We start from the raw sequence: 22,740 nt of genomic DNA on the forward strand, positions 1-22,740 counted from the left end.
CGCCGCGGCGAAGCAGCCGCTGCCGTGCAGGAAGCCCCGGCGGAGGCTCCGGCCGAGCAGGCCGCACCGGAACAGGCTCCCGCGGAGCAGCGCACCGCTGAGCGCGCCGAAGCGCCCGCCGCCGACACCGCCGAACCCGGCCAGCGCACCGACCGCCGCGAAGGCCGCACACGCGGCGGGCGGGACACCGCAGGACGCGATTCCGACGGTGGCCGCGACAACGCAGGCAGCCGCGACGCCGGCCAGCGCGAAGGCACCCGCGACAACCGCCGCGACGACAACGACGATACCGACGGCGGCAGCCGCAGGAACCGCCGCAACCGCCGCGACCGGAACGACCGCAACGACCGCTCCGGCGGCCAGGACCGCGACAGCTCCCGCAACGAGCGCTTCCGCGACCGCAACGACCGCCGCCGCGGACGTTCCCAGGGACCCGACGTCGACGACGTCGAGATCACCGAGGACGACGTCCTGCTGCCCGTCGCCGGCATCCTGGACGTCCTGGAAAACTACGCGTTCATCCGTACCTCCGGCTACCTGCCCGGCCCGAACGACGTCTACGTCTCACTGGCCCAGGTCAAGAAGTACAACCTGCGCAAGGGCGACGCCGTCGTCGGCGCCATCCGCGCACCCCGCGACGGCGAGGACCGCAGCCAGCAGTCCAACCGCCAGAAGTTCAACGCCCTGGTCCGCGTCACGTCCGTGAACGGCAAGACCGCCGAAGAACTCAAGGACCGCGTCGAATTCGCCAAGCTGGTTCCGCTGTACCCGTCCGAGCGGCTGCGCCTCGAGACCGATCCAAAGAAGATCGGCCCCCGCGTCATCGACCTCGTGGCACCCATCGGCAAGGGCCAGCGTGGCCTGATCGTCTCCCCGCCCAAGGCCGGAAAGACGCTCATCCTGCAGTCCATCGCGAACGCCATCACCACCAACAACCCTGAGGTCCACCTCATGATGGTGCTGGTTGACGAACGCCCCGAAGAAGTCACGGACATGCAGCGCACCGTCAAGGGCGAGGTCATTGCCTCCACCTTCGACCGCCCCGCCGATGACCACACCACCGTGGCCGAACTCTCCATCGAACGCGCGAAGCGCCTGGTGGAAATGGGCATGGACGTGGTGGTCCTGCTGGACTCCATGACCCGCCTGGGCCGTGCCTACAACCTGGCAGCACCGGCCTCCGGCCGCATCCTGTCCGGTGGTGTTGACTCCGCAGCCCTGTACCCGCCCAAGCGCTTCTTCGGTGCCGCCCGCAACATCGAAAACGGCGGTTCGCTCACCATCCTGGCCACCGCCCTCGTGGAGACCGGATCCAAGATGGACGAGGTCATCTTCGAAGAGTTCAAGGGCACCGGCAACATGGAGCTCCGCCTGTCCCGCCAGCTGGCCGACAAGCGCATCTTCCCCGCCGTGGACGTCAACGCGTCCGGTACCCGCCGCGAGGAGAACCTGCTCTCGCCGGAAGAAGTCAAGATCATGTGGAAGCTGCGCCGCGTCCTCTCCGGGCTCGAGACCCAGCAGAGCCTTGAACTGCTCACCAACAAGATCCGCGAAACCCAGAGCAACGTCGAGTTCCTCATGCAGGTTCAAAAGACGACGCTTGGCGCGAAGTCGGATAACGACAAGTAGCTGAGTTCGGGGCGGGGTGCGGGTACCTCGCGTGGTTCGCCGCGCGGGTTTTCCCCCCCGCCCCTTCGCGTGGCGGCTCAGTCCTGACGGACTTGAGCCGCCACGCTCCGGCAGGCCCGATGCCACTCCCGGGGCGGAAAACCCGCGCGTCGGTCGTCCGGCTCACCGCACGCCCGGCCTGCTTTGGGATTGGATTCCTGCGCCCCTCTAAAATGGAGCGCAGAACGAAAGAGGTTTTGAAAAATGTTTGAGTCCGTACAGGGCCTGCTTGATGAGCATGATTCCATCCAGGCGCAGCTGGGGGATCCTGCTGTTTATGCTGACCAGCGGCTTGCCCGGAAGCTGGGGCGGCGGTCGGCTCAGCTGAATGGCATTGTTGAGGCCTACCACCGGTGGGAGGCGCTCCGCGACGATCTTGCTGCCGCCAAGGAGATGGCTTCCGAGGACCCCGAGTTCGCTGCCGAGGTGCCCGAGCTTGAGGCTTCGCTGGAGGCTGCTGCTGCGAAACTCCGCCGCCTGCTTATCCCGCGCGATCCCGACGACGCCCGCAACGTGATCCTCGAGGTCAAGGGCGGTGAAGGCGGCGATGAGGCCGCGCTGTTCGCCGGCGACCTCCTGCGCATGTACACCCGGTACGCCGAGTCCCGCGGCTGGAAGACCGAAATCATCTCCGCCACCGAGTCGGACCTCGGCGGCTACAAGGACGTCCAGGTGGCCGTCAAGGGCAACTCGAACGACCCCGCCGAGGGTGTGTATGCCCGGCTCAAGTTCGAAGGCGGCGTGCACCGGGTGCAGCGTGTTCCCGTCACGGAATCCCAGGGCCGTATCCACACGTCCGCGGCCGGCGTCCTGGTCCTGCCGGAAGTCGATGAGCCCGAAGAGCTCGAGATCAACCAGAACGACCTCAAAATCGACGTGTACCGCTCGTCCGGCCCCGGCGGCCAGTCCGTGAACACCACGGACTCCGCCGTCCGCATCACCCACCTGCCCACGGGCATCGTCGTGGCTATGCAGAACGAGAAGTCGCAGCTGCAGAACCGCGAAGCGGGCATGCGTGTCCTCCGCGCCCGCATCCTGGCCCACCAGCAGGAGCAGATCGACGCCGCCAACTCCGAACAGCGCAAGTCGCAGATCCGCACCATGGACCGTTCTGAGCGCATCCGCACCTACAACTATCCGGAGAACCGCATCGCGGACCACCGGACAGGCTACAAGGCCTACAACCTGGACCAGGTCATGAACGGCGACCTGGAGCCCGTCATCCAGTCCGCCATCGAGATGGACGAGCAGGCGCGCCTGGACGCCCTGAACGATTAATTCCTGCCGGGTATGACCAACGGGCCGGGCCAGTCCCTTGCTGCAGCAGTCAGCGAGGCCACTGCCATCCTTCGCGACGCCGGTGTCCCCAGCCCGCGCGTCGACGCCGAACTGCTGGCCGACCACCTCCTGAAGGTGGGTCTTGGCCGGCTGCGAGCCATGATGCTGGGTGATGCGCCCGCTCCCGAGGGCTACGCGGAGCTGGTGGCGGAGCGGGCCGGCCGGGTCCCCCTGCAGCACATCACCGGGGTGGCGCATTTCCGCTACCTCGAACTGGCCGTGGGTCCCGGGGTGTTCATTCCGCGGCCGGAGACGGAGTCCGTGGCCCAGCTCGTTATCGACCACGTCAAGGGGATGCCCTCGCCCCGCATCGTGGACCTCGGCACCGGATCCGGGGCCATCGCCGGTTCCATCGCCCATGAGGTGCCCGGCGCGGAGGTCCACGCCGTCGAATACAGCCCCCTGGCGCACGCCTGGGCGGCCAAGAACCTCGCGCCCCTGGGCGTCCACCTGGTGCTGGGGGACCTGCGGACCGCACTGCCGGAGCTTAACGGAACCTTCGACGTCGTGGTTTCAAACCCGCCCTACATCCCCGCAGAGGCCATCCCCAACGAGCCTGAAGTCGCGCTGCACGACCCTCCGGAAGCACTGTACGGCGGGGGAGCGGACGGCATGGAACTTCCGACGGCGGCAGCGGCTTCGGCTGCCCGGCTGCTGCGGCCCGGCGGCTTCTTTGTCATGGAGCACGCAGAGGTCCAGGCCGGCTGGATAGCCGCGATGATGGGCCGCGCGGGGATGTGGCGCAACATCACCACGCATATGGACCTGAACCAAAAGGAGCGCGCCACCAGCGCCGTGCTCGCGGACCAGCACCATCCGGAATGAAAGAATAGGCCAGTGACCACAACCTATGACTGCACCGTTGACGACCAGCGCGCCCAGGGGCTGGAGCATGCCCAGCGCGCCATCAGCGAAAAAAGGTGCGTTGTGTTTCCCACCGACACTGTGTACGGCATTGCGGCCGATGCCTTTTCGCCGCAGGCCGTCACCATGCTCCTGGTGTCCAAGGGACGCAGCCGCACCATGCCGCCGCCCGTCCTGATTCCGCGCATCAATGCCCTGGACGGCCTGGCCACCGATGTTTCCGCTGATGCCCGGAAGCTCGCCGAGGCGTTCTGGCCCGGCGGCCTGACCCTGATCCTGCACGCGCAGCCGTCCCTGGACTGGGACCTCGGCGAAACCAAGGGAACTGTTGCACTGCGGATGCCCGCGGACGACATCGCCCAGGAGCTCCTGACCCTCACCGGGCCGCTTGCCGTTTCCTCCGCCAACCGCACCGGGCACGCGCCGGCACAGACCGCCGCGGCCGCCCGCGAGCAGCTGGCCGACTCCGTGGAGGTCTACCTGGAAGGCGGCTTCCGTCCCGCCGAGGGCGAAGCAGCGGTGGCCTCGACCATCGTGGATGCCACCGGGCCGCGGCTCCGGGTAGTCCGCAATGGCGCCATCAGCCTGGACCAGCTCCGCGAACACGTACCGGGCGTTCTTGGACTCGGCGAGATTCCCATGGCGGAGGAAGAACCGGCTGCTGAGGAGCCACACGTAACCCCGGCTGCCCCTGCCGCTGCCGGAGGCTCCTCCGTTGTAACGCCCGGCGACGGTGCTCCCGGGACGCACGATGCAGCCGTCGCCGGCCCGGACACGCGGCCTTGACGACCCTGGAACGCCAGCAGATCCCGTTCCTGGAGGTTGATGCAACCCCGCTGCGGGTACCCGAGCTGGTGGAGGCGCTCAGCCGCTACATCCAGGACGGATCCACCCGGACGGTCCTCGGCCACAACCTGCACAGCGTCACGCTGACGCTGTCCGACGACGGCTTCCGAACCCTGTACGAGCGCAGCGACGTGGTGCTCCTTGACGGTGCGCCGGTGCTGTGGCTGTGGGGGAGGACCGGCAACGCCGAGGGCCCGGTCATGGACTACCGCCTGGGATCAACGGACTGGCTACCCGCCCTGGACCAGGTGCAAGGACTGGAACGCATCGCCGTCGTGGGAGCCGGTGCCGAGGCGAATGCGGGTGCGGTAGCCAGGCTGAAGGCCATCGTTCCCGGCGCCAACGTGTCCGGGTTCCCGGGGGAGAACTGGAACCCCGGCCTGGAGGATGCGGCCGTTCAGTGGCTGCACCGCCAGCGGCCGCAGCTTGTGCTGCTGGGGCTTGGCATGCCGCTGCAGGAAGAAGTCCTCCAGCGCCGGCTGGAAGCGCTGCCTCCCGCCGTTTACTGTGCCGTGGGCGGTGCCATCGAACAGCTGGCGGGTGTCCAGAAGCTGGCTCCCCGCTGGCTTGGCCGCCTTGGCCTCGAATGGGCCTGGCGCCTGCTCCTGCATCCCCGTCGTGTCGCCTACCGGGTCTTTGGTGAGCCGTGGGTGCTGCTGTGGCTGCTGGCCGGCCGGCGGTTGCGCAGGAGGTAAGGCCGCAGGAACTGCAGGCCGTGGCCTAGAACTTCTGGTCCTCCAGCGGGGCAAAGCCCTTGCCCCGCAGGCCCTTGCTGAACGACGAGGCCCAGCCCAGGAATCCTGCCAGGTCCCGCCGCTGCAGGAAATAGCCCGCGTAACCGCCCACATCGGCCACCAGCGAACGGACACGGAAGTAGCGCCGGATCAGGTACCCGCGGTTGCGGTAGTAGTAGTACCGCTTGAACGCATTCTCGGGAACGATGACGTGCCAGCGGGCGCCGTAGACGTGCTGGGTCTCGGAAAAGGCATGCGGATGCGTAATGGCCGTGGTGGTCACCGTCCCGAAGCGGATGCCGGCTTTCCGGAGCCGGATGGTGAAGTCCACTTCGTCGCCGCGGATGAACAGGCGCATGTCGGGCAGGCCCACCTTGAAGAAGACGTCGGAACGGATCAGCGCGCCGTTGAAGAAGTGCCCGTCGTTGGGCAGGAACCCCAGCTTCTCAACCTCGGCCCTGCTGTGGGTGACTTTTCCGTCCAGGCGGAAGAAGAAGGACAGCCGGTCGGGATGGCCGGGGGCCGTCACCAGTGGGACGACCGCCTCAAGGTCGCGCGCCTCCGCCTCCCGCAGCAGGGTTGCGAGGCATTCGGGATCCGTTGGTTCGGCGTCGTCATCCATCATCCAGATCCACCTGGCACCGCTGGCCACCGCCTTGAGCGCGGCCAGCGCGAAACCGCCTGCTCCGCCCAGGTTGGCCTCCGACCTGACGTAGTCGACATTGTCATGCCGGCCGGCAACCTCCCGCGACGGCTCCGTTCCGCTGTCCACCAGGCAGATGGTGTCCACCGCAGCCGTCTGCGCGTTGATCGAATCCAGCAGCACAGCCAGTTCCCGCGGGCGGTTGAAGGTGACGGCGGCAACTGCAATGCGGGGGGTCATGACGGGTCCTTTCAGCATGGCTGTCAGGGAGTTCCCCGCTCGTAATGCGCCGTGTGGCGCGGAGCCATGAAGCCGGTGGCGCTAGTATCTTTGACTAGAGTCCACTGTAATACAGCCCTGTAAGGCACTGCGTACCAGCCATTTCGCACTGCCTGCTGCGCGCTCGGCGACGGAGAAGTTTCATTTATCGAAGAACAGAATCCCTGCCAGTGAGCCCACCCGCCGGGGTACAGCCGCCAACGCTGCTCCGCTGCATTTCCACTCCAGTTGAAACGGCCACCACCCCATGATCATGTACCTGCTCATGGGGCTGACGGCTGCCGTTGTGTCCTATGCCGCCACCTGGGGTGCCCGCGTGGTGGGCCACCGGCTCGAACTGCACCTGCCCATCCGCAGCCGCGACATGCATTCAACACCCGTCACGAGGCTCGGGGGAGTCGCGATCTTCCTGGGCGTGATGGTGGCGCTGATCGTTGCCAGCCAGTCTTTCTTCGTCAAGGACATCTACCGGAACAACTTTTCGCCGTGGGGCGTCCTCGCCGGCGCTGCCGTGATTGTCCTCGTGGGCGTGGCGGACGACCTGCTGGACATCCGGTGGTGGGTGAAGCTCATCGGTCAGAGTGCCGCCGCCCTGACCGTGGCGGTGTGGGGCGTCCAGATGACCATCGTGCCCTGGGTGCCGGAACCCATCTACCTGGAAAACGAAACCATCCGGGTGGTGCTCACTGCGGGCCTGATCGTCACCACCATGAACGCCTTCAACTTCATTGACGGCCTGGACGGACTTGCCGCCGGCGTGGCCATCATCGGCGGCACGGCGTTCTTCTTCACGGCGTACTGGGTGCACCGCAACGCTGTCCTCCTGGATTACTCGGACCTCGCCACCCTCATCACCGCAGTCCTTGTGGGCAGCTGCCTGGGTTTCCTGCCGCACAACTGGTTTCCCTCGAAAATCTTCATGGGGGACTCCGGCGCCATGCTGATCGGGCTGCTCATGGCCTCCGCCGGTGTGGTCTCCACCGGCCAGATCACCAGCGGGCTCTATGACCGGGCCAACGGTATTTCCACCGTGATTCCCATCCTGCTGCCGTTTGCCGTCCTGTTCCTGCCGCTGCTTGACCTGGGCCTTGCGGTGGTCCGCAGGACCGCGCGCGGCCGGTCGCCGTGGTCAGCCGACCGCGGCCACCTGCACCACAAGCTCATGGACATCGGCTACTCGCACCGCACTGCCGTAGTCCTGATGTACCTCTGGACCGGGGTGCTGTCGTTCGGGGGACTGGCCTTTGCCATCTTCCCGTGGCAGATCGTCCTTGCCGTGGACCTCTTCGCCACCCTGGTGATGGGCCTTGTCACGGCATGGCCCTACCTCGCGCGCCGTAACGAGGAAACTCCGGCGTAACCCCGGTGCGGAAACATTTCTATCTCATGTAGAATTTAGGGGCAGCCAAAGCTGCCCCTCCACCCCGCCTTGTGGTTTACAGCCTTGAGGTACCGACGATTGGGATCGCATGACCTCCAACGCCGAGTCCGGACCTGCGTCCGGCAAAGGACCCGTTGGTGCTTCCGGTCCCACCCGGTCCCTGTGGCTGCATCTCCTGACGCTCAGCTCCGCGGCCGCGGCGGCGGGACTGGTGCTGTGCGCCGGGGCTGCCGCAATACTGGACGGCTCCGCCGGGGCGGTCTCCGCCTTGCTGGGCGGCCTGCTGGTGATGCTGTTCTTCGGAATAAGCCTCCTGGTGGGCCACTTCGTGGGGCGCAGCAATCCCTCCGGGGCCATCGGCGTGTTCGTTGCCACCTACTTCATCAAGGTGGTGGGGTTCGCCGCGGTCCTGTTCGTGGTGGGAGCCCCGCAATGGCTGCACGGCCGCTGGTTTGTTGCAGGTGCCGTGGCCGCCGTCGTTTTGTGGCAGGCCGCTGAGCTCTATGGTTTCAGCAAAGCCCGCCTGCAGATCTACAACGATCCAGAAACCAAGGAAGCCTCCGATGCGTGACCCCAAAAAGTCCGGAAAAGCCTCCGCCGGCAAGCCCGTATCCGGCCGCTCCGCCCCTGGTGTCTCCAGCGACAACTCCGACGGCGGATACAACGCCGGGATGGCCGTCTTCAGCTACATCATTGGCGGAATCATCGTCTGGAGTTTGATAGGGTGGGGACTGGATTATCTGTGGGGAACGCGCTGGATTGTGCTCGCAGGCGCTCTGCTTGGAGCCGTCGGAGGTTTTTACCTTTCCCACATGCATGGCCTCACCAGTTCTCGTAAAAATGCTGGTGAGCGTCCTGCTGCCAGCGGACCGTCCACGGACGGCGACACTAATGCCAAATAATTTCACAGGGGGAACAGCAGGCCGTCAGGCTGCCGGTCCCCGCCCAACGCCCAATGATGGACACTGCAGAGAGGAAACGCGTTGATCGCGCTTGCGCTCCCGGCCCAAGATTCAGGAGAGTTCGCTCCTCCTGGTATTAACGAAATGCATTTGCCGGCAATCCTGCCGTGGGGTGCCGCAGAAGGATTCTCCAAGCAGATGCTGCTGGTCCTCCTCTCTGTCGCCATTATCGCCACCTTCTTCGTGCTGGCCGCACGCAAGCAGCAGCTGGTACCCGGCAAGCTCCAGTTCGCCGGCGAGGCCGCATACGGCTTCGTCCGCAACGGAATCGCCAAGGACATCATCGGCGGCAGGGACTTCATCAAGTACGTCCCGCTGCTGTTCAGCCTGTTCTTCTTCATCCTGGTGAACAACATCTATGGCGCCATCCCGCTGATCCAGCTCCCCACCTTCTCCCACGTTGGTGGCGCTTACGTGCTGGCCGGTCTCGTCTACTTCACCTGGATCGCCATCGGCGTCAAGAAGAACGGCCTGCGCTACTTCAAGCTGGCCACCGTCCCCTCGGGTGTTCCGTGGTTCATCCTTCCGATCGTCATCCCGATCGAGATCATCTCCAACTTCCTGGTCCGGCCCGTCACGCACAGCCTCCGTCTGTTCGCCACGATGCTCGCAGGCCACCTCATCGTGATGATCGCCGGCTCCGGCATCGAATACCTGGTCATGCAGGAGAACATCCTGCTCAAGGGAACCTCGGTCCTGGTCCTGGCAGGTGCCATCGCGATGTACATGCTCGAGGCCCTGATCATGGTCCTGCAGGCGTACGTCTTTACCCTGCTGACTGCGATCTACATCGAAGGCGCACTGCACGCCGACAGCCACTAGGCACTGCCGCCGGATCCAATTCCGGCAGGCACACAGACTTCCCCTTCGCGGGGGATGAAGCAACCCAAACAACCTGCCACTGAAGTGGCATCTTGAAAGGAAGAAAAATGGAAGGCAATCTCAACCTCGTAGGTTACGGTCTGTCCGCAATCGGCGGTGGTATCGGTGTTGGCCTCGTATTCGCTGCTTACATCAACGGCGTTGCCCGTCAGCCTGAAGCTCAGCGCGTGCTGCAGCCGATCGCATTCCTCGGCCTTGCGCTGACTGAAGCCCTCGCCATCCTCGGCTTGGTCTTCGCCTTCGTTCTCTAGTCCTGGAACGAAGCGAACTTACAGAACCGAGTAGAAAAGGACGGGTGAAAAAATGGCTCAGCTGATCATCTCAGCCGCCACTGAGGGCGAAGTCAATCCCCTGATGCCCAACATCTGGGAAATGGGCGTTGTCCTCGTGGGCTTTGCCATCCTCATGTTCATCGTGGTCAAGTTCGTTGTCCCGATGTTCGAAAAGACCTTCGCCGAGCGTGCCGAGGCTATTGAAGGCGGCATTGCAAAGGCTGAAAAGGCCCAGGCTGAGGCGTCTGCTGCACTCGAAGAGTACAAGCAGCAGCTGACCGACGCCCGCACCGAAGCCAACCGTATCCGTGAGGAAGCCCGCGCGGAGGGTGCCCAGATCCTTGCGGATCTCAAGGAGAAGGCAGCTGCAGAGTCTGCCCGCATCACCGCGCAGGCCCACGCACAGATCGAATCCGAGCGCCAGGCGGCCGTTGTGTCCCTGCGTTCAGAGGTAGGCACCCTGGCCACCACCCTTGCCGGCCGCATCGTGGGCGAATCGCTCAACGACGATGAGCGCGCAGCACGGGTAGTTGACCGTTTCCTGGCAGATCTGGAGACCCAGAACGCAGGTGCAGCTAAGTAATGGCAGGCGTATCGAGCGAATCGCTGGCAACAGCGCTGGTCGCGCTGGAAGCCAAGCTTTCCACCGCGTCGCTGCAGCTGGCAAAGGAACTCTTCGGAATTCTGGAAATGGTGGACAGCTCGGCTGGCTTGCGCCGCGCCCTGACTGACCCGTCGCGTTCCGGTGACGAAAAGTCGGCGCTGGTCAGGCAGCTGGTTGGCGGGAAAGTCTCCGCTGATGCTGCAGAGATCGCATCCGGACTGGCCAGTTCACGCTGGGCATCGGCGCGCGATATCGGCGATGCACTCGAGACTCTTGCCGCAACGGTGGTCATTTCCGTTGCTGAAAACAAGTCGGCCGTTTCTGCCTCCGGAATCACTGGCCTGGAAGAGCTGGAGAACGAACTGTTCTCCTTCAACCAGGCTGTTGCCTCCAGCCACGAGGTACAACGTGCTCTGTCCGAGCCGCAGGCCAGTGCAGCCGCCAAGGCTACCCTGGCCGCGAAGCTGGTGCCCGGGGTGGGTGAGGAAGCAAAAGTCCTCATCACCCAGGCAGTTTCCCAGCCCCGGGGCATCAAGCCCACCCGGCTCGTTGAACGGTTCGCCGAACTGGCGGCCAAGCGGCAGCAGCGCTGGATCGCAACGGTCAGCGTGACCCGTCCCCTGACGCCGACGCAGCTGGCACGCCTCCAGGCGGGCCTGAATGCCATGTACGGACGGGAACTGAAGATCAACGTCAACGTTGATCCAGCACTCATTGGCGGAATCCGCGTCCAGGTCGGTGACGAAGTGCTCGACGCTTCGGTCATCACCAGGCTGGGCGAGCTGCAACGCCAGCTGGCCGGCTAGCCGGACAAGCACCAACAAACTGATAGAAACCCCGGTCACCTTCACGGTGATCACAAAACAGGAGAGCAGGGACTGCAGATGGCCGAATTGACCATCAACGCCGACGACGTCCGTAATGCGCTGAACGAGTTCGCGGCGTCCTACGAACCCGGAAACGCAGAGCGCGTAGAGGTCGGCCGCGTAACCACCGCTAGTGACGGCATCGCCCGTGTTGAGGGCCTCCCCTCGGTCATGGCGAACGAGCTGCTGCGCTTCGAGGACGGCACCCTGGGCCTGGCCCAGAACCTCGACGTCCGCGAAATCGGCGTTATCGTCCTCGGCGACTTCACCGGCATCGAAGAAGGCCAGGAAGTCCACCGCACCGGACAGGTTCTGTCCGTGCCCGTGGGCGACGCCTTCCTTGGCCGCGTGGTTGACCCGCTGGGCGTGCCCATCGACGACCTCGGCGAGATCAAGGCTGAGACCACCCGCGCACTGGAGCTGCAGGCTCCCGGCGTGACCCAGCGCAAGTCTGTCCACGAACCGATGCAGACCGGACTCAAGGCCATCGACGCCATGATCCCGATCGGCCGCGGCCAGCGCCAGCTCATCATTGGTGACCGCCAGACCGGCAAGTCCGCGATCGCGATCGACACCATCATCAACCAGAAGGCCAACTGGGCTTCCGGCGACGTGAACAAGCAGGTCCGCTGCATCTACGTGGCGATCGGCCAGAAGGCATCCACCATCGCCGCCATCCGCCAGACCCTCGAGGACAACGGCGCGCTGGAGTACACCACCATCGTGGCCTCCCCTGCCTCCGACCCCGCCGGCTTCAAGTACCTGGCACCGTACGCCGGCTCGGCCATCGGCCAGCACTGGATGTACGGCGGCAAGCACGTCCTCATCGTGTTCGATGACCTGTCCAAGCAGGCTGAGGCCTACCGTGCAGTGTCGCTGCTCCTCCGCCGCCCGCCGGGACGCGAAGCCTACCCGGGCGACGTCTTCTACCTGCACTCCCGCCTGCTGGAGCGTTGCGCAAAGCTCTCCGACGAACTGGGTGCCGGTTCCATGACGGGCCTGCCGCTGATCGAGACCAAGGCGAACGACGTTTCCGCCTACATCCCGACCAACGTCATCTCCATCACCGACGGCCAGATCTTCCTCCAGTCGGACCTCTTCAACGCCAACCAGCGCCCCGCCGTTGACGTGGGTGTCTCGGTGTCCCGCGTTGGTGGTGCCGCGCAGGTCAAGTCCATGAAGAAGGTCTCCGGCACGTTGAAGCTGGATCTGGCCCAGTACCGCGACATGCAGGCATTCGCCATGTTCGCTTCGGACCTGGACGCCGCATCGCGCCAGCAGCTGACCCGTGGCGCCCGCCTGATGGAACTGCTGAAGCAGGGCCAGTACTCGCCGTTCCCGGTTGAGAACCAGGTTGTCTCCATCTGGGCCGGTACCAACGGCTACCTTGACGACGTTCCGGTTGAGGACATCAGCCGCTTCGAGCGCGAGTTCCTGGACCACCTGGGCCGCAAGTCCTCGATCCTCACCACGCTGGCCCAGACCAACGTGCTGGACGACGACACCGTAGCCGCTTTGAAGTCCGCCATCGTCGACTTCAAGAAGGGCTTCTTCGGTGAAGGCGACAACCACCTGGTAGGTGCCGGCCACGAGGAGTATGAGTCCATCTCCGAGGGTGACGTTGACCAGGAAAAGATCGTCAAGCAGAAGCGCTAGTTCCGCTCACCGGGTGTGCAGGGCCGCAGGGTCCGGCACACCCGGTTTACGGAATGTTAGGAAAGGATAAGTATGGGAGCCCAGATTCGGGTCTACCGCCAGAAGATCAGCTCGACCACGTCGATGCGCAAGATCTTCAAGGCGATGGAACTGATCGCTACCTCGCGCATCGGTAAAGCCCGTGCGCGCGTAGCAGCTTCACTGCCTTACGCGAACGCGATCACGCGTGCCGTTTCTGCTGTCGCAAGCCAAAGCGAAATCGACCACCCGCTGACCACCGAGCCCGAGCAGATCCGCCGCGCCGCAGTCCTGGTAATCACCTCGGACCGTGGCCTGGCAGGTTCCTACTCGGCCAGTGTCCTCAAGCAGGCGGAAGGTCTCAACGAGCTTCTCCACGCTGAAGGCAAGGAAGTCAAAACCTACCTCGTGGGCCGCAAGGCGCAGGCCTACTTCGATTTCCGGAACCGCGAGTACGCGCGGGTCTGGACCGGAGGAACCGACGCGCCCGAGTTCAGTACTGCCCGGGAAATCGGGGAGGCTCTGCTGGCCGACTTCGCCACGGACTACGAAGACGGTGGCGTGGACGAGATCCACGTTGTCTACACGCGCTTCAAGTCGATGGTTACCCAGGAGCCCACGGTCATCCGCCTGCTGCCCCTGGAGGTAGTGGAAGAGGAAGCCGCCTCCGAGTCGGACCTGCTGCCGCTGTACGAGTTCGAGCCGGAAACCGAGCAGGTTCTTGATGCCCTGTTGCCGCGCTACATCGAATCGCGGCTGTTCGCAGCCATGCTGCAGGCCGCTGCATCCGAACTGGCCGCGCGCCAGCGCGCGATGAAGTCGGCAGGGGACAACGCCACGGACCTGATCAAGAAGTACACGCGTCTGCGCAACACGGCCCGCCAGGCCGAGATTACGCAGGAGCTCTCCGAGATTGTTGCCGGCGCCGACGCCCTCGCGTCATAGGCCTGGCCGCGGTTCCGTTGAACCTGCACCACACAGATAAACTTAACCCCACGCCATCTACTGAGTGAAGTGAGAGAGATGACTGCCACTGCTACCGAAAACGTAGCCGCAACGACCGGTGCCACCGGCCGTATTGCGCGCGTCATCGGCCCGGTTGTCGACGTCGAATTCCCGGCTGACGCAATCCCGTCGATCTACAACGCACTCACCACCGAGATTACTCTCAACGGTGAGACCAAGACCATCACGTTCGAGACCTCCCAGCACCTGGGTGACAACCTCGTCCGCGCCATCTCCCTGCAGGCAACCGACGGACTTGTCCGCGGCACGTCCGTGGTGGACAGCGGTGCCCCGATCTCCGTGCCCGTCGGCGACGGCGTCAAGGGCCACATCTTCAACGTCCTGGGCCAGCCCCTGGACGTTGCCGAGTCGGAACTGCAGATCAGCGAACGCTGGCCCATCCACCGCAAGGCACCGAGCTTCGCTTCCCTCGAAGGTTCCACCGAGATGCTGGAAACCGGCATCAAGGTCATCGACCTCCTCACCCCGTACATCAAGGGTGGAAAGATCGGCCTTTTCGGCGGCGCCGGCGTGGGCAAGACCGTTCTGATCCAGGAAATGATCACCCGTGTTGCCCGCAACTTCGGTGGTACCTCGGTATTCGCCGGTGTTGGCGAGCGTACCCGTGAAGGCAACGACCTCTGGGTTGAAATGGAAGAGGCAGGCGTCCTCAAGGACACCGCCCTTGTGTTCGGCCAGATGGACGAGCCGCCGGGAACGCGTCTGCGCGTGGCCCTGTCCGCGCTGACCATGGCGGAGTACTTCCGCGATGTGCAGAACCAGGACGTGCTGCTCTTCATCGACAACATCTTCCGCTTCACGCAGGCAGGTTCCGAGGTTTCGACCCTTCTCGGCCGTATGCCTTCCGCCGTGGGCTACCAGCCTAACCTGGCTGACGAAATGGGCCTCCTCCAGGAGCGCATCACGTCCACCAAGGGCCACTCCATCACCTCGATGCAGGCCATCTACGTTCCCGCAGATGACTACACCGACCCGGCACCGGCAACCACCTTCGCACACCTCGACGCGACCACGGAACTTTCCCGTGAAATCGCCTCCCGTGGTCTGTACCCGGCCGTTGACCCGCTGACGTCCACCTCCCGAATCCTGGACCCCCAGTACATCGGCCAGGACCACTACAACACGGCTGTCCGTGTGAAGCAGATCCTGCAGAAGAACAAGGAACTCCAGGACATCATCGCCATCCTCGGCGTTGACGAACTGTCGGAAGAGGACAAGATCGTCGTGTCCCGTGCACGCCGCATCCAGCAGTTCCTGTCCCAGAACACCTACACCGCCAAGCAGTTCACCGGCGTCGAAGGCTCCACGGTTTCCATCAAGGACACCGTCGAAGGCTTCTCGGCCATCTGCGACGGCGACCTCGACCACATCGCAGAGCAGGCGTTCTTCAACGTCGGCGGCCTGGATGACGTTGAGCGCCAGTGGGCCAAGATCCAGGAACAGACCAAGTAATATGGCTGAGCTTGAGGTTGAGATTGTCGCAGCGGACCACTTCGTGTGGTCCGGAGCGGCCAAGATGGTCAAGGCCCGCACCAGCGATGGTGAAATCGGAATCCTGCCCGGCCACTCGCCCCTGCTGGCGATCCTGGCCGAAGGTGAGCTGGCTATCCAGCCGGTGTCCGGTGACCGTATTGCAGTAGCTGTCGACGGCGGATTCTTCTCCGTTGACAACAACCGCGTGGTTATCGTGGCTGACAACGCCCACCTGGGTGAGTCGGCCACCGCTGGGATCCGCTAGCATCACCTTGATGGACGCATCTAGTCTTCCGTTCATCGCACTGGCAACCGCCTTTGGTTTGCTGATTTTTGCACTGTGCCTTTCGGGGGTGCGCCGCTTCAACCTGCGGCGTGCCCTCGGCACGGTGGACGCCTCCATCTGCATGGCTGGAAACAGCTGGCAGATGGGGGTTTGTCGTTATCAGGACAACGACCTGGAGTGGTTCCGGCTGCTCTCGCTCAGTGTCCGCCCCAAACACCGGTTCAAGCGCCACTCGCTTGAACTCCTGGGCCGCCGCAAGCCCACCGATGCCGAGGCCGTCAAGGTCCAGCCCGACGTCGTGATCGTTGAACTGCGCTATGAAGGCCAGGACCTCCGGCTCGCCATGAAGTTCGACGCCTACACCGGCCTGTCCTCATGGCTGGAGGCCGGCCCGGTCATCGGCGTAGGCACCTGGCGCTAGCCGGCGTGGACTGGTTATACGACGTCAGGCTGATTGACGGCCCCCTGTACTGGGCAGCCCTCATCCTGGGTTTGGCCGGCGCCGGCTACCTCCTGCTGCCGCCCCCTGCGTCCCCGAACGTCCGCCGCTGGATCGTCCGCATCATCGCGGCCGCGGCTGCCGCCTTTGCCCTGGTGGCCACCGTCCACTGGGCCCTCATCAACGTTTTCACAGTCTTCCCTGAGAACATTCCGGACACCGTCCTGCTCTGGGTGGTCCCCGCCGTCGCCGCCGTGCTCCTGGGCCTGATGCGCCTTCCGCACGCGAGCTGGCCGCGGCGTGGGACCGCCGTCCTGGCCGCACTCCTGGTGGTCGCGTTGTCCTCAGTGCAGATCAACGCCTACTTCGGGCTGAACAGGACCGTCAGCGACCTCCTGGGAACAGCCCTGTCCCGGATTCCCACCCTCGAAGCCGGACTGATGCGCCAGCCCGGCGAGCCCGACGGCGCTTCCTTGGACAGCTGGAGCCCGCAGGGCGAACTTCCGGCCGGGGGAGCCCTCCGCAGGGCCTCCATACCCGGCACGCTGTCCGGGATGGACACGCGGGAAGCCTACATCTACCTGCCGCCCGCGTACTTTGCCGCCAACCGTCCGGCCCTTCCGGTGCTGGTGCTGATCGCAGGGCAGCCGGGCGGCCCGGCGGACTGGCTCACGGGCGGGACCATCCAGGCCCACATGGACTCCTACGCCGCAGCACACGGCGGGGTGGCTCCGGTAGTGGTGATTCCCGACCCCAACGGTTCCCAGTCGGCCAACACCATGTGCATGGACAGCCGGATTGCCCGTGCCGATACCTACCTCACCAAGGATGTCGCCGGCTGGATCAGCTCCACGCTGGTGGTGGACACCAACCACAGCCGGTGGGCGACGGGCGGTTTCTCCTTTGGCGGCACCTGCGCGGTGCAGCTGGCCACGAGGCACCCGGAGCTTTTCCCTGCAGCGCTGGCATTCTCGGCTGAAGCGGAACCGGCCATCGCCAAGGAACGGCAGAAAACCATCGACGCCGCCTTCCCCGGGGATCCGGAGGCCTTCAACCGGCAGACCCCCCTGGCCATCATGAAGCAGCAAAGGTTCGAAAGCAGCGGCCTCTACCTGACGGCCGGACAGAACGATCCCGAGTTCGTGGGGTACCTCCGGACACTGGCGACCGCAGCGGAAAGCGCAGGATTCACCGTTCGGGCGTATGAAGTGGAGAACACCGGCCATTCCTGGGATACGTCCTCGCGGCGGATTGCCGATGCCCTGGATTTCCTCATGGACAGATGGGGGCTTCGGCGGTGAGCCCCGAAAGGGAGGTCCGCACCACGGCACTGGCCTGGGACACCGTGCTCCGGCCCGCACTGGCCCGTGCCGCCGTCGAGCTGCGGTCCGTGCCGTTCAGCCTGGCCGTCCTTGCGGTGTTCGTGCTGGCCGGCGCGGTAACAGGCAGCTACCTGGCAGGGCCGCCGGAGCACCTCCTGGAGCTGGCCGGCGTCAGCGGGCAGGGTCTCCGTGACGGCAACTGGTGGCAGCTCTTCACCAGCCTCTTTTTCGCGACCAACCCCCTGGCGTACCTGGCAGCATCACTCATGATCATCGTGTTCCTGGGGCTTGCGGAGCGGAAACTCGGGTCCCGGGCGGCGGCCGCCCTGCTGTTCGGCGGCCAGTTTGCCGCGGTGACGCTGTTCCTGCTCATCACCCAGCTGGCGGAGTACGCCGGCGACGGGTGGCTGGACCAAATGGCGGACGACATCCTGATTGGACCCTATGGACCGGTCCTGGCAGCAGGACTGGCCGGCAGTGCACGGCTGCCGGTGCTGTGGCAGCGGCGGCTGCGGACGGCAGTGATCTCCGTTTCGCTGCTGCTGGTCCTGTACGTGGGACACGCCGAAACGGTCATCGGCCTGCTCGGCGCACTCCTGGGCCTGCTGGCGGGCTGGTGGATCCAGGGCGACCAGGGCCACCTGCACCGGCACCGGTCCACGGGCCGGGAGACGAGGAACCTCCTTGCCCTGACCGTTGCCGTCTTCGCCGTGGGGCCCATCCTCACCGGAATCGCGCGGTCGCCCACCGGGCCGCTGGCACTGTTGCGCGACGTGGTGCTGAACCCGATGCCCACGCTCAGCCAGCTTGCCCTGAACTGCGGGGCAACCGTTGAAGCCTCCTGCCTGGAAGCCGGACGTGCAGGGTTCGCCGGCCCGTTCGGGCTGGCGCTGGCCGTTGTCCCGGTTCTCCTGCTGCTGATCTGTGCCGACGGCATGCGCCGCGGCCGGAGGCTTGCGCTGAACATCGCAATCGCCATCCAGCTGGCCGTCACGGCACTGGCCGCCGTCTACCTCGCACTCTTTGCGCTGGTGCCCTCACGCCCGCAGGGGCCGCAGGCCGCACCCATGGGATCGGCCTTCGCCCACGTGCTGCCGCTCGTCGTCGTGCCCCTCCTGCTCGCCGTGGTCCTGTGGCTCAACCGGCGGCAGTTCCGGGTGCAGACGCTCCCTGCTGCCCGCCGGACGCTGGCCCTGGTGGCCGGCGGCACGTGGGGGGTCCTGGCCACCGCCTATGCCGGCGCATGGTTCTGGTCAGGCGGCCTGGAACGCGACGGCGGGCTGCTGGGACTTTTCGCCGAGCTCGCCAGGCAGTACGTCCCGGTTCCCATCCCGCAGCACTACCACCGGGTCTTTGCCGACCGGAACAGCGTGGAGGCGGTCCTGTTTGCCTACTCGGGTCCCGTGTTCTGGGTGGTGGCGCTGGTGGCGGTGTGGTGGGTGCTGATCGGACACCATGGCCACGACTCCGGGTGGCAGGACCGCGCCAGGGCCCGGGAACTGCTGCACCAGGGCGGCGGGCCGCTGTCCTGGATGGCACTCTGGGAGCCCAACACCTACTGGTTCAGCCCCGACGGGCAGGGTGCGGTTGCCTACCAGCGGCACGGCAGCGTGGCATTGACTTTGGGCGGGGCCATCGGACCGCGCCAGGCACAGCAGGCGGTCACCGAGGGGTTCCTGGCCTACTGCCGCAGCCAGGCCCTGATTCCGGCGCTGTACTCCTGCGACGACTCCATGTGGCCGGCGCTGCAGGAGCGCGGGTTCGCCCGGGTGTCGGTCGCGCAGGAGACCCGGCTTGCCATCCGGGAGCTGGAGTTCAAGGGCAAGGAATGGCAGAACGTGCGGACAGCGCTGAACCGGGCTGCAAATCTGGGGGTTGAGGCGGTGTGGGGTCCCTACCACGCGCTGCCGGCTGCTTTGCGGTCAAAGCTCAACGAGGTCTCGGAGGAGTGGGCGGCCAACAAGTCCGTCCCTGAAATGGGCTTCACCCTGGGCGGGGTGGACGAGCTGGACGACGACGAGGTCCTGTGCTGCCTTGCCGTCGACGGTAACGGTACAGTCCACGGCGTGACCAGCTGGCTTCCCGTGTACGACGGCGGGCGGCTGGTCAGCAGGACGCTGGACGTCATGCGGCGGAGTACGGAAGGTTTTCCGGGCGTCATGGAATTCCTCATCGCCTCGGCCGTGTTGGAGCTGCGCGGATCGGTGGAGGTGATCTCCCTGTCCGGCTCGCCGCTGGCCAACCACGGCGGCGCCGACGACAGCAGCGGGGACCGGGACGGGGCCGAAAACCTGGTCCGCATCCTCGATCTCGTGGGGCATGCGCTGGAGCCGGTGTACGGCTTCCGTTCCCTGGCCGCGTTCAAGTCTCGGTTCAAGCCGGAGTACCGCGCGCTGTACCTCTACTATCAGGACCCGCTGCACCTGCCGGCCATCGGCCGCGCCCTGACCCGCGCGTACCTGCCCGGGCTTTCCCTTCCGCAGGGTGCACGGCTGGTCAGCAAACTGGTTAAGTAAAGGCAATTCACAAGAGGGTCAAAACTTGCGGATTAAATGCCGGAAAAGCATTGTGAGACGCACAAACAATAAAATGATCCCCGGCAGTAATTGCCGGGGATCATTCTATTGCTGCATACCGCCGAAGCGGGTTTGCGGCGGGGGACTAGACCAGCGTCACGCCGGTAGCCTGGGGGCCTTGGCGCCCTGGCCGATCTCGAACTGAACGCGCTGGTTCTCGTCGAGGGTCTTGAAGCCGTTGGTCTGGATCTCCGAGTAGTGAACGAAGACATCACCGTCGGAGTCATCCGGGGTAATGAAGCCGAAGCCCTTTTCAGCGTTGAACCACTTGACGGTTCCCTGTGCCATTTATTTCTCCTCATTGTGGAACTTTTTTAAGATCGGCACACCTCGTACCGGCCTTGGTCACTCCGCGAGAAGAATCCTGAATTCCGGGCTATTCAGGGGTCCGGGTTGCAGGAGCTTCGCGCTCGCAACATGTCTTGCGAGCATGAAAAACACCTACACAAAGACTGAGACAAGAATTTCATGCCTCTCCGCGCCGGTCAACGGTTTTGGCGGTGAAACGGCCAAAATTTAGGTTAAAACCCGGTTAAATGCCTTGTCAGGCGGCTTTGGCGTTGCCCGGGCGTTAATGCGGCAGGTCAGAAAAGGCGTGATTCGCTGTCATCGACGCCGCGCATTGCGTCATAGTCCAGGGTGATGCAGTCGATGCCGCGGTCCGTTGCCAGCACCTTTGCCTGCGGCTTGATCTGCTGGGCAGCAAAGATCCCCCGCACGGGCGCGAGCAGCGGATCGCGGTTGAGCAGTTCCAGGTAGCGCGTCAGCTGCTCCACGCCGTCGATGTCGCCCCGGCGCTTGAGCTCGATGGCCACGGTGCCGCCGTCCGCGTCCCGCGCCAGGATGTCCACCGGTCCAATGGCGGTGAAGTACTCGCGGCGGATCAGCGAGTAGCCGGTGCCGAGGGTTTCGATCTGTTCGGCGAGGAGCCGCTGGAGGTCGGCCTCCACGCCGTCCTTGATGAGGCCGGGGTCCACGCCGAGGTCGTGGGACGACTCGCTCAGCTTGTCGTGGATGTTGATGATGAGCCGGTCATCGGTTTTCGCCGACTGCACGGTCCACTGCTCCACCACCCCCAGCTCCAGGTCCACGTCCTCCGGGGAGGAGACCCGCAGGGTGGCGGGCGGGCTCATCCAGTTGAGCGGCTTATAGGATCCGCCGTCCGAGTGGACCAGCACGGACCCGTCCGCCTTGACCAGCAGGAGCCTGGTGGCGAGGGGAAGATGGGCTTTGAGCCGGCCAACGTAATCAACGGAGCATCGGGCTATGACAAGTCGCACGCCGTACAGACTACCGCCTGCAGCCTTGCGGCCCGGTCCCGACGCCGGCTCGCACGGCGGTTGCGCGGGTGCGGGAGCCGTGCCGGGCTGGGGCAGAATGGATGCATGCCGCGTTCCAACCGTCCCCGCCGTCCTGTCTCCGGAAAAGGTGCAGGCCCGGGAAAGCGGGGTGCCGGCAAAAAGGGCGGCGGGGACGTTCCCGAGCTGGACCTGGAACGCGCCCGGGCCGGCATCGCCCGGCGTGAAAGCGCGCCGGACGGCGAATGGATGGTCCGCACCATGACCGCCAAAAACGCCGAAAAGACCTACATCTGCCCTGAGTGCTCCACGGCCGTCCTGCCCGGCGTCGCGCACCTGGTGGTCTGGAAGGACGACCATCTCTTCGGGGCAGCCGCCGGCCTGGCGGAGCGGCGCCACTGGCATACAAACTGCTGGATGTCGCGCAGTTACCGCTACCGCTGACATCCGCGGGCGGCAGAACCCCTGCTGTCGCTAAGCTGGCAGGCATGACTTTTCATCCGTCGTCGTACGAATTCACGCCCTCCGGGGGACCTGTTCCCATCCGTGCCTCCACCGTCCTGCCCGCCCGGCGCGAAAACGTGGAGCTGCAGACGGACGACGGCCACACCCTGGTGGGTGAACTCGCGCTGCCGGAATCGGGGCCCGTCCACGCTACGCTCATCACCCTGCACCCCCTGCCCACGCACGGCGGTTCATGGATTCGCACGTCTACCGCAAGGCCTCCTACCGCCTGCCGGCGCTGGCAGGTGTCGCGGTGCTCCGCTTCAACACCCGGGGCACGGCATCCCCGCGCGGCACCAGCACGGGCGCCTTCGAGGAAGGCATCGGCGAGCGGTACGACGTCGAGGCGGCGGTGCGGTTCGCGGTGGAACGCGGCCTGCCCAACCGGTGGCTGGTGGGCTGGTCCTTCGGCACGGAACTGGCGCTGATGTACGGCGCGGTGGAGCCGGTGGCATCGCAGGTGGAAGGCGCCGTGCTGCTGTCGCCGCCGCTGCACCGTGCCACGGACAAGCACCTCCAGCAGTGGGCGGAATCGGGCAAGCCGCTCACCGTCCTGGTCCCCGAGCACGACGACTTCCTCCAGCCCGCCGAGGCGGCCGCACGGTTCAGCCTGGTGCCGCAGGCGCGGGTGGTGGGCGTCGACGGCGCCAAGCACCTGTGGTGGGGGAAAAGTACGCGGCCCGGGTCCTGAACGAAATCGTGGATGACGTCACCGGGGCCGGCTCCGGCCCTGCCGGGCTGCCGACGGAATGGGACGGCCCGTCGGCCACCGCTCCGGCCTAGGCCGCCGGGGGAGCGGCGCG

Annotated in this window: 22 protein-coding genes and 2 pseudogenes; 21 read left to right on the plus strand and 3 right to left on the minus strand. The window is 65.3% G+C overall.

Going from position 1 to position 22,740, the window contains the following annotated elements; translation table 11 throughout:
* From rho to G205_RS01875, 5 genes are all read left to right on the plus strand, one after another.
* On the plus strand, positions 1-1,629 hold a 1,629-nt coding region (gene rho, locus G205_RS01855; RefSeq protein ID WP_009356474.1), incomplete at its 5' end, for a transcription termination factor Rho.
* A 243-nt stretch (positions 1,630-1,872) separates the two neighbouring features.
* Positions 1,873-2,946, plus strand: a complete 1,074-nt coding sequence (prfA, locus tag G205_RS01860; RefSeq protein ID WP_009356475.1) for a peptide chain release factor 1 — start codon at positions 1,873-1,875, stop codon at positions 2,944-2,946.
* A gap of 12 nt (positions 2,947-2,958) precedes the next feature.
* Complete coding sequence (prmC, locus tag G205_RS01865) at positions 2,959-3,831, plus strand: peptide chain release factor N(5)-glutamine methyltransferase (RefSeq protein ID WP_009356476.1); 873 nt, start codon at positions 2,959-2,961, stop codon at positions 3,829-3,831.
* Between the two features lie 12 nt (positions 3,832-3,843).
* Positions 3,844-4,656 carry an L-threonylcarbamoyladenylate synthase gene (locus G205_RS01870; protein WP_009356477.1) on the plus strand — a complete coding sequence of 271 codons (813 nt, stop codon included), beginning with the start codon at positions 3,844-3,846 and terminating at the stop codon, positions 4,654-4,656.
* Entirely contained in the window at positions 4,653-5,411 is a 759-nt protein-coding gene (locus G205_RS01875) for a WecB/TagA/CpsF family glycosyltransferase (RefSeq protein WP_009356478.1), read from the plus strand. Before G205_RS01870 ends, G205_RS01875 begins: the two co-directional genes overlap by 4 nt.
* A 25-nt stretch (positions 5,412-5,436) precedes the next feature.
* On the opposite strand, the gene G205_RS01880 is transcribed toward G205_RS01875, so the two are convergent.
* The gene (locus G205_RS01880; protein WP_009356479.1) at positions 5,437-6,333 is read right to left on the minus strand and encodes a glycosyltransferase; all 897 of its coding nucleotides are present in this window, start codon (positions 6,331-6,333) and stop codon (positions 5,437-5,439) included.
* A 286-nt stretch (positions 6,334-6,619) separates the two neighbouring features.
* Here G205_RS01880 and G205_RS01885 point away from each other — a divergent pair, with 286 nt between their 5' ends.
* From G205_RS01885 to G205_RS01950, 14 genes are all read left to right on the plus strand, one after another.
* Positions 6,620-7,732 carry an MraY family glycosyltransferase gene (locus G205_RS01885; protein WP_009356480.1) on the plus strand — a complete coding sequence of 371 codons (1,113 nt, stop codon included), beginning with the start codon at positions 6,620-6,622 and terminating at the stop codon, positions 7,730-7,732.
* Between the two features lie 109 nt (positions 7,733-7,841).
* Positions 7,842-8,324, plus strand: a complete 483-nt coding sequence (locus G205_RS01890; RefSeq protein ID WP_009356481.1) for a Cg1360 family ATP-synthase-associated protein — start codon at positions 7,842-7,844, stop codon at positions 8,322-8,324.
* Positions 8,317-8,655, plus strand: a complete 339-nt coding sequence (locus G205_RS01895) for an AtpZ/AtpI family protein (RefSeq protein ID WP_009356482.1) — start codon at positions 8,317-8,319, stop codon at positions 8,653-8,655. Before G205_RS01890 ends, G205_RS01895 begins: the two co-directional genes overlap by 8 nt.
* Positions 8,656-8,736: 81 nt before the next feature.
* A complete protein-coding gene (gene atpB, locus G205_RS01900) occupies positions 8,737-9,537 on the plus strand; it encodes a F0F1 ATP synthase subunit A (RefSeq protein WP_035751787.1) in 801 nt (266 codons plus the stop codon).
* 107 nt (positions 9,538-9,644) lie between these two features.
* Complete coding sequence (gene atpE, locus G205_RS01905; protein WP_009356484.1) at positions 9,645-9,848, plus strand: ATP synthase F0 subunit C; 204 nt, start codon at positions 9,645-9,647, stop codon at positions 9,846-9,848.
* A 52-nt stretch (positions 9,849-9,900) separates the two neighbouring features.
* Complete coding sequence (locus G205_RS01910; RefSeq protein WP_009356485.1) at positions 9,901-10,452, plus strand: F0F1 ATP synthase subunit B; 552 nt, start codon at positions 9,901-9,903, stop codon at positions 10,450-10,452.
* Positions 10,452-11,279 (plus strand): F0F1 ATP synthase subunit delta, encoded by an 828-nt coding sequence (locus G205_RS01915; RefSeq protein ID WP_009356486.1) that lies wholly within the window; start codon positions 10,452-10,454, stop codon positions 11,277-11,279. The genes G205_RS01910 and G205_RS01915 overlap by 1 nt, the downstream gene beginning before the upstream one ends.
* A 78-nt stretch (positions 11,280-11,357) precedes the next feature.
* Positions 11,358-12,995 carry a F0F1 ATP synthase subunit alpha gene (gene atpA, locus G205_RS01920; RefSeq protein ID WP_009356487.1) on the plus strand — a complete coding sequence of 546 codons (1,638 nt, stop codon included), beginning with the start codon at positions 11,358-11,360 and terminating at the stop codon, positions 12,993-12,995.
* A gap of 72 nt (positions 12,996-13,067) precedes the next feature.
* Positions 13,068-13,958 (plus strand): F0F1 ATP synthase subunit gamma, encoded by an 891-nt coding sequence (locus G205_RS01925; RefSeq protein WP_009356488.1) that lies wholly within the window; start codon positions 13,068-13,070, stop codon positions 13,956-13,958.
* 78 nt (positions 13,959-14,036) lie between these two features.
* Positions 14,037-15,491, plus strand: coding sequence for a F0F1 ATP synthase subunit beta (atpD, locus tag G205_RS01930; protein ID WP_009356489.1), 1,455 nt, complete (start codon positions 14,037-14,039; stop codon positions 15,489-15,491).
* A 1-nt stretch (position 15,492) separates the two neighbouring features.
* Positions 15,493-15,777, plus strand: a complete 285-nt coding sequence (locus tag G205_RS01935; protein ID WP_009356490.1) for a F0F1 ATP synthase subunit epsilon — start codon at positions 15,493-15,495, stop codon at positions 15,775-15,777.
* Between the two features lie 10 nt (positions 15,778-15,787).
* Positions 15,788-16,219: a DUF2550 domain-containing protein gene (locus tag G205_RS01940; protein ID WP_009356491.1), complete on the plus strand. Its 432-nt coding sequence runs from the start codon at positions 15,788-15,790 to the stop codon at positions 16,217-16,219.
* Positions 16,220-16,224: 5 nt separating this feature from the next.
* Positions 16,225-17,538 (plus strand): alpha/beta hydrolase, encoded by a 1,314-nt coding sequence (locus G205_RS01945; protein WP_009356492.1) that lies wholly within the window; start codon positions 16,225-16,227, stop codon positions 17,536-17,538.
* Positions 17,520-20,075 (plus strand): bifunctional lysylphosphatidylglycerol flippase/synthetase MprF, encoded by a 2,556-nt coding sequence (locus tag G205_RS01950; protein ID WP_009356493.1) that lies wholly within the window; start codon positions 17,520-17,522, stop codon positions 20,073-20,075. Before G205_RS01945 ends, G205_RS01950 begins: the two co-directional genes overlap by 19 nt.
* A 145-nt stretch (positions 20,076-20,220) precedes the next feature.
* Here the strand turns inward: G205_RS01950 and G205_RS01955 are convergent.
* Positions 20,221-20,423: pseudogene (locus tag G205_RS01955) on the minus strand (cold-shock protein).
* A 296-nt stretch (positions 20,424-20,719) separates the two neighbouring features.
* On the minus strand, positions 20,720-21,415 hold the full coding sequence (gene nucS, locus G205_RS01960; protein WP_009356495.1) for an endonuclease NucS: 696 nt from the start codon (positions 21,413-21,415) through the stop codon (positions 20,720-20,722).
* Between the two features lie 105 nt (positions 21,416-21,520).
* Here nucS and G205_RS01965 point away from each other — a divergent pair, with 105 nt between their 5' ends.
* Positions 21,521-21,877 (plus strand): hypothetical protein, encoded by a 357-nt coding sequence (locus G205_RS01965; protein WP_009356496.1) that lies wholly within the window; start codon positions 21,521-21,523, stop codon positions 21,875-21,877.
* A gap of 44 nt (positions 21,878-21,921) precedes the next feature.
* A pseudogene (locus G205_RS01970) lies at positions 21,922-22,720 on the plus strand (alpha/beta hydrolase).
* Positions 22,721-22,740: the final 20 nt, after the last annotated feature.

The sequence above is a fragment of the Arthrobacter nitrophenolicus genome (assembly GCF_000332815.1).
Classification (GTDB): Bacteria; Actinomycetota; Actinomycetes; order Actinomycetales; family Micrococcaceae; genus Arthrobacter; species Arthrobacter nitrophenolicus.